Source organism: Rhodococcus sp. BS-15, from assembly GCF_000813105.1.
Lineage (GTDB): Bacteria > Actinomycetota > Actinomycetes > Mycobacteriales > Mycobacteriaceae > Rhodococcoides.
In genome coordinates this window covers 1-7,056 of record NZ_BAOX01000259.1, presented here as the reverse complement: position 1 = coordinate 7,056, position 7,056 = coordinate 1, and the positions used below count along the sequence as shown (strand labels likewise).

The 7,056-nt window shown below is 65.3% G+C and carries 6 protein-coding genes; all 6 read right to left on the bottom strand.

Going from position 1 to position 7,056, the window contains the following annotated elements:
* Positions 1-144: 144 nt before the first annotated feature.
* Positions 145-1,551, bottom strand: coding sequence for a guanine deaminase (locus tag RHBS_RS21860; RefSeq protein WP_128646418.1), 1,407 nt, complete (start codon positions 1,549-1,551; stop codon positions 145-147).
* Positions 1,552-1,619: 68 nt separating this feature from the next.
* Positions 1,620-2,234, bottom strand: a complete 615-nt coding sequence (locus tag RHBS_RS21855) for a TetR/AcrR family transcriptional regulator (RefSeq protein ID WP_128646417.1) — start codon at positions 2,232-2,234, stop codon at positions 1,620-1,622.
* A 20-nt stretch (positions 2,235-2,254) separates the two neighbouring features.
* A complete protein-coding gene (locus RHBS_RS21850) occupies positions 2,255-3,010 on the bottom strand; it encodes an enoyl-CoA hydratase family protein (RefSeq protein WP_128646416.1) in 756 nt (251 codons plus the stop codon).
* Complete coding sequence (locus RHBS_RS21845) at positions 3,010-4,170, bottom strand: acyl-CoA dehydrogenase family protein (protein ID WP_128646415.1); 1,161 nt, start codon at positions 4,168-4,170, stop codon at positions 3,010-3,012. The genes RHBS_RS21850 and RHBS_RS21845 overlap by 1 nt, the downstream gene beginning before the upstream one ends.
* On the bottom strand, positions 4,167-6,158 hold the full coding sequence (locus RHBS_RS21840; protein ID WP_128646414.1) for a biotin carboxylase N-terminal domain-containing protein: 1,992 nt from the start codon (positions 6,156-6,158) through the stop codon (positions 4,167-4,169). The genes RHBS_RS21845 and RHBS_RS21840 overlap by 4 nt, the downstream gene beginning before the upstream one ends.
* 4 nt (positions 6,159-6,162) lie before the next feature.
* The coding region (locus RHBS_RS21835; protein ID WP_272913882.1) for an acyl-CoA carboxylase subunit beta at positions 6,163-7,056 on the bottom strand (894 nt) is incomplete at its 5' end.

Genomic DNA, 7,056 nt, shown 5'->3' with positions numbered 1-7,056 from the left:
CGCATCGGCAGGCGGTTGGGCCTGTGCGACCGGCGCGAGGGCCAGGGTGCCCACAGCTGCGAATGCAGCTGCGAGTAGACCGAATCGAGTCCGACGAGCCATACCTGTGTGTCTCCTGATCCTTTGGAAGCGAGTCGCCATACGTTACCGCGAAGCGGCGAGCTTCCGGCCCTGGACGTAGACGCCGACGATGGCGGGCTCGCGCATCGCCATCAGCAGCGCGAACAGGGTCTGGTCGCGGGCGAGCTCGGGATCGTCGGCGCGAACGCCGTGGTCTACTGCCGCCGCGAGCTGCGGCCAGGCGGACGGGTCGACCACGACGAAGTCGGCTTCCTTGCCCGCGTCGAAGTTGCCGATTCGGTTCTCCATGTCCAGTGCGCGGGCCCCGGCGAGTGTTCCGGTGAACAGCAGTTCAGCGGGATGCAGTGACAGTCCGGCGTCACCGGCCTCGGAGATGTGCACCTTGAACGCATCGGCGAGGACCTGCGGCAGCAGCCACTCGTCACCGCCGCCGAAGTCCGACCCGATGGCGATGTTCACTCCCGCGGCGACGGTCCGCATCCACGGCATGGTGCCCGAGCCCAGGAACTGCTGCGAGGTAGGACAGTGCGCGATGGACGTGCCAGTCTCGGCCATTCGCGCGAGTTCGATGTCCTGACAGTGCACCGCGTGGGCCAGGATGGTGCGCCGACCCAGGAAGCTCTTCCCGCCGACCTGCGAGCCCGGCAGGAACTTGCCGTCGTAGGTGTCGAGGTACGTGTCCACCCCGTAGGCGTTCTTGGTGGCGTCGATCTCACCGGTTCCGGGCCGGTTGTTCTCGTTCAGGTGTGTGTGGAAGTAGACACCTCGCGCGCGGACGGAATCGTAGAGCTCGCCGAGGTTCTTCAGAGTCTGCGTCGTCACCGAGAGCGAGAACCGCGGTACGACGGCCACGTGCAGCATCGCCGTGTCGACGTCGCCGGTGTCGGCTGCGTGCCACTTCTCGATCTCCTCGGACACCAGCCGGATGGCCTCGTCCTCGCCGGTGATCAAGGCCTGCGCCGACGCCGGCCCGGTGGTCTGGACTCCGCGCCCGCTGACGATGCGCAGCCCGTGCTCGAGCGTCTCGGCGAACAGAGAGTCCTGTGCGTGCGGGAAGGCCGAGCCGAACACAATCGCCTGCGTGGTTCCCGCTCGGATTCGCGCGGCGCAGAAATCTCTGGCCGCAGCGGCGGCGAACTCGGGATCGGCGAAACGGGACTCGGACGGGAAGATGCAGGTGTTCAGCCACTCGAGCAGTTGCCCGCCGCCGTAGGAATCTCCGGCGTAGGTCTGCGGGAAGTGAACGTGCGTGTCGACGAAACCGGGCAACAGAAACCCCGGTCGATGATCCTCAATCGGTACCTGCGCGAATCGGGCTGGGAGAGAGTCGAACTCGCCGCAGAACTCGATCTTCCCCTCGCCCGACACCACGAGGGCACCGTCGGGAATCGACACCAACGAGGCCGCCGCACCCACTACGGTGGGCGAGCCTGCGACGTGAAAGATTTGGCCGCGGTGCACGCGTGCGATATCGGAAGTCACCAGAGCGACTCAAGCACAGGTTGCGCTGCGACGCAGATCGTGTGGGTCTAGCGCGCTCACGCCGGAGCGGCGGACAGCCGCGCGTTCAACGACGCATCCAATACCTCTGCCCACGAGCGCACGACCTCGGCACGTCGTCGTGCGTCGTCGGTGAGCACATCGGCGAGGCCCAGTCCGCGAGCGAGGTCGAGAGTTGCCTGGACGAGACGGTGCGTGACGGGATCGTTGTCGTCGACACCGAGGTTCTCGACGGCCATCTGGTGGGCACGGCGACCGAACCGTTCTTCGAGCGGAACGATCCGATCGCGCAACTCGGGGTCGGCCGACGCCGCAGTCCAGACCTGCAGTGCCGCTTTGAACATCGGCCCGGTGTAGTACTCGACGAGCCGCTCCACCACCAGCTTCGTCCGGCCGGGGCCCGCCGGAATCTCCTGCGCCTCGCGGCGAGCGCTGTCCATCCGAGTGTCGAACATGTACTCGAGCGCTCCGGTGATCAGGTCCTCACGCGTCGGGAAATGATGTTGGGTCGCGCCGCGGGATACGCCTGCACGTTCGGCGACCACGCCGACCGTCGTTGCAACCCAGCCCTGCTCCGCGAGCGAATCGATCGTCGCCTCCAGCAGTCGCTGACGCGTCACCCTGCTGCGGTCCTGCTTGGGTTCGCGCGCCATCACCATCGCCGCACTCCCTCCTACCGACGCTCGGCCGCCCAGGACGGTGGCCTCTTCTCCAGAAAGGACATCATCCCCTCTCGGGCCTCGTCGGACGCAAACAGCCTGGCCGATTGCTCGGCGACGGCCGTACCGCGCTCGTCGATCTCGCGCCGGATCGCGGCCGTGGTGAGGAGTTTCGACTCGGCCAGGCCCTGCGGCGAACACTTCCGAAACATGATCATGTAGTCGGCCACCGCTGCCGCAGGAACGGCGTCGGCCACGGTGACCAGACCGATCGCCTCGGCGGTGGCACCGTCGAACGTCTCCCCGGTGAGGAAATAGCGACTCGCCGCACGGGACGAAAGCCGCGGCAGCACGGCCACCGAGATGACCGATGCGGCCAGGCCGAGGCGAACCTCCGTCAACGCGAACGAACTCTGGGGTCCGGCGACCGCGATATCGCAGGCCGCGACGAGCCCCATTCCACCTGCCCGCACATGCCCGTCGATCTGCACGACGACGGGTTTCGGGGTGTCGATGATCAACCGCATCAGGTCGAGCATCTGCCGGGTGCGCAGTTCCGGTGATGATCCGGCTTCGCGGAGGTCGGCTCCGGCACAGAACGTGGTGCCGGTGTGGCCTAGCACGATCGTTCTGACGTCGTCGTCGTGCGCTGCAGCGATGAGGCCCGCTGTCAACTCCTCGACCAACACCGACGACAGCGCGTTCCGGTTCTCCGGCGAATCCAACGTCAAATACGCTGTGTCCTTGCCCGACTCGACGAGAACGGCCATCAGTAGCTTCTCGGCAGTCCGAGCGAGTGCTGGCTCACGAAGTTGAGGATCATCTCCCGACTGACCGGCGCGACGCGGGCGATACGGGCGGCCCCGAGCATCGCAGCCAAGCCGTACTCACTGCTCAGGCCGGCACCACCGTGGGTTTGAATCGCCTGATCCAGCGCCTTGATACTGGCCTCGGCCGCAGCGTATTTCGCCATGTTGGCCGCCTCGGCAGCGCCGAAGTCGTCGCCGGAGTCGTAGAGCACCGCGGCCTTCTGCATCATCAGCTTGGCCAGTTCGAGTTCGATCTTGCACTGCGCCAACGGATGCGCGAGACCCTGATGGGCTCCGATCGGCGTCTTCCAGACGGTGCGCTCCTTGGCGTACTTCACCGCTGCGTCGATGGCGTAACGACCCATTCCGATCGCCATCGCGGCACCGAGAATGCGCTCGGGGTTCAGTCCGGCGAACAGCTGCATCAGGGCGGCGTCGGCCTCGCCGACGAGTGCTTCGGCGGGGAGCCTGACGTCGTCGAGAAACAGCACGAACTGATGATCAGGCTCCACGATGTCCATCTCCATCTGCGTCTTCTGCAGACCCGGAGCGTCCGTGGGCACGATGAACAGGGCCGGCTTGAGCTTGCCGGTCTTGGAATCCTCGGTCCGCGCGACGATCAACACGGCGTCGGCCTGATCGACACCGGAGATGTAGATCTTGTTGCCCTTGAGAAGCCACTCGTCCCCGTCACGACGCGCCGTGGTGGTGATCTGGTGCGAGTTGGATCCGGCGTCGGGTTCGGTGATGCCGAAGACCATGATCTTGGAACCGTCGGCGAGAGCGGTGAGCCACTCCTGCTTCTGATCCGGTGTGCCGTACTTGCCGATGATGGTGCCGCAGATGGCCGGACTGACGACGACCAGCAGCAGACCGGCACCGTGCGCGGCCAACTCCTCCTGCACGAGCGCGAGTTCGTAGATGCCTGCGCCACCGCCGCCGTACTCCTCGGGCAGATTGACGCCGAGGAAACCGAGCTTGCCCGCCTCGTTCCACAGCTCGGTCAGCGGCTCACCCTTGCGAGCCTTGGGCAGGACGTAGTCGATGTAGTTGTAGCGCTTGCCCAGTGACGAGACTGCGTTGCGCAGTCCCTTCTGCTCTTCGGTCTCGATGAAACTCATGATTGTTCTGCTCCCTTTGATTGGGTCATTCCGTCGGCTCCACTCCCGTGTTCGGTTACCACGGCCAGAACTGCGCCGACTTCGACCTGTTGACCTTCTGTGACGTTCAGTTCGGTGAGGACACCGTCTGCGGGTGCAGTCACCGTGTGTTCCATCTTCATCGCCTCGAGCCACAGGATCGGCCTACCGGCGGTGACGGTATCGCCCTGCGCAGCAGCGATTCTGATGACGCTGCCCGGCATCGGCGCGAGGAGCGAACCCGCCGCGACCTCGTCGGTGGGATCGGTGAACCGCGGGGCCTTGATCAACCTGACCGGACCCAATGCGGAATCGACGAAGACGTCCGATCCATAACTGCTCACCTCGAAGATGCGACGGATTCCGTTGTCGTCGAGAGTCACCGAGGTCGGGGTGTGATCTATCAGTTCGACGCCCTCCACCGAGGAGGTGAGTCCGCTGCGCCCGATCGAATATTCGACGGTGATGTCGTTGTAGGTCTTGCGCTGCGGTTGGGACCGGAGATTGCGCCAGCCGCCGGGCAGGCCCCGGTTCACCCGCGCTCGGTCGACGTTGCTCGCTGCGTCCGCCAAAGCTGCTGCGAGAGCTGACAGTTCCTGGGCACGGCCGTGTGCGATCGGCCGAGCCAGGACATCGAGTCCGTGCGTGTCGAAGAAGGCCGTGTCGGTTTCCCCCGCCAGGAACGCCGGATGTCGCAGGATGTTGACGAGCAGATCGCGGTTGGTCTTCAGGCCGTGAACGGTGGCCTTCTGCAACGCTTTCGCCAGTAGATTCGCAGCCTGATCCCGCGTCGGCGCGAACGAGATGACCTTCGCGAGCATCGGGTCGTAGTGAGTGCCCACCACACTGCCGGTCTCGACACCTGAATCGACTCTGATGCCGGACTTGTCGAGCACCTCGAACTGCGCACCGGGGATCTCGAATCGGTGCACGGCACCGCTCTGCGGCTGCCAGTCCTGGGCCGGATCCTCCGCGTAGAGGCGAACTTCGATGGAGTGTCCACGCGTCTTGGGTTGCTCGGCGGGCAACCGCTCCCCCGCGGCGACCCTGATCTGCAAGGCCACCAGGTCGAGTCCGGTTGTGCATTCGGTGACCGGGTGCTCCACCTGCAGACGAGTGTTCATCTCGAGGAAGAAGAAGTTGCCCTTCTCGTCGGCGAGGAATTCGACGGTGCCCGCACCCTCGTAGCCGATGGCCTCGGTGGCCAGTGTCGCCGCGTGGAAGAGCTTCTCGCGCATGCCGTCGATGCGTTCGACGAGCGGCGACGGCGCCTCCTCGACGACCTTCTGATGCCTGCGTTGGATGGAGCACTCACGCTCGCCAACCGTCCACACCGTGCCGAATCGGTCTGCCATGACCTGCACTTCGATGTGTCGACCGGTCTCGATGTACCGCTCGACGAACACCGTTCCGTCGCCGAATGCCGAGAGTGCTTCGCGCCCTGCCGCTTCGAGCTCCGACTCCAGGTTCTCGAGGTTGCGCACGATGCGCATGCCGCGCCCGCCGCCGCCCGCGGAGGCCTTGATCAGCACCGGCAGTTCGTTCTCGGTGACCGACTCGGGATCGAGCTGGGTCAGCACCGGAACTCCGGCGTCGGCCATCATCTTCTTGGACTCGACCTTCGAGCCCATCAGTTCGATGGCCTTGACGGGCGGCCCGATCCAGGTCAGGCCGGCGTTCTGCACCTGCTGCGCGAAATCGGAGTTCTCGGAGAGGAACCCGTACCCCGGATGCACGGCGTCCGCTCCGGCGGCCGCAGCTGCCGCGATGACCAGCTCGCCGCGCAGGTACGTCTCGGCCGAACTGTTGCCGGGTAGCCGCACGGCCTGGTCGGCCTCACGCACGTGCGGGGAGTTGGCGTCGGCGTCGGAGAACACCGCGACGGTGTCGATGCCCTCGGCGCGGCAGGTGGTGAAGACGCGTCGGGCGATTTCGCCGCGGTTGGCTACGAGAACGGACGTTATGGTCATGGCGTCACATCCGGAAGACACCGAAGTTGGCGGTGCCTTCGATCGGGGCGGTGGCGATGGCCGACAGGCACATTCCCACCACCGTGCGGGTATCACGTGGGTCGATGACGCCGTCGTCGTACAGGCGTCCGGAGAGGAACATCGGCATCGACTCGGCCTCGATCTGGCCTTCGATCATCGCGCGCATTCCGGCATCGGCCTCGGCGTCGAAGGCTTGTCCGCGAGCTTCGGCGGCGGCGCGTCCGACGATGGAGATGACACCTGCGAGTTGCGCGCCGCCCATGACGGCGGATTTGCTGGACGGCCACGCGAAGAGGAATCGCGGATCGAACGCGCGTCCGCACATGCCGTAGTGACCGGCTCCGTAGGACGCACCGAGCAGAATGGAGATGTGCGGCACCGTGGAGTTGGACACGGCGTTGATCATCATCGAGCCGTGCTTGATCATCCCGCCCTCCTCGTACTCCTTACCGACCATGTAGCCGGTGGTGTTGTGCAGGAAAAGAAGTGGGGTGTTCGACCGATTGGCGAGCTGGATGAACTGCGTTGCCTTCTGCGATTCCTCGCTGAAGAGCACACCGCGGGCGTTGGCGAGAATGCCGATCGGATATCCGTGCAGCTCGGCCCATCCGGTGACGAGCGATCCGCCGTACATGGGCTTGAACTCGTCGAAGTCGGAACCGTCGACGATGCGGGCGATGACCTCGCGCGGATCGAAGGGGATCTTCAGATCTGTGGGGACGATGCCGAGCAGATCCTCGGGGTCGGCCAGTGGCTCGATGACCTCGACGCGAGGCTCGGGGCCCTTCTTCTTCCAGTTCAATCGGGAGACGATGCTGCGTCCGATGCGGATGGCATCCTGCTCGTCGACGGCGAAGTAGTCTGCGAGACCGGACTT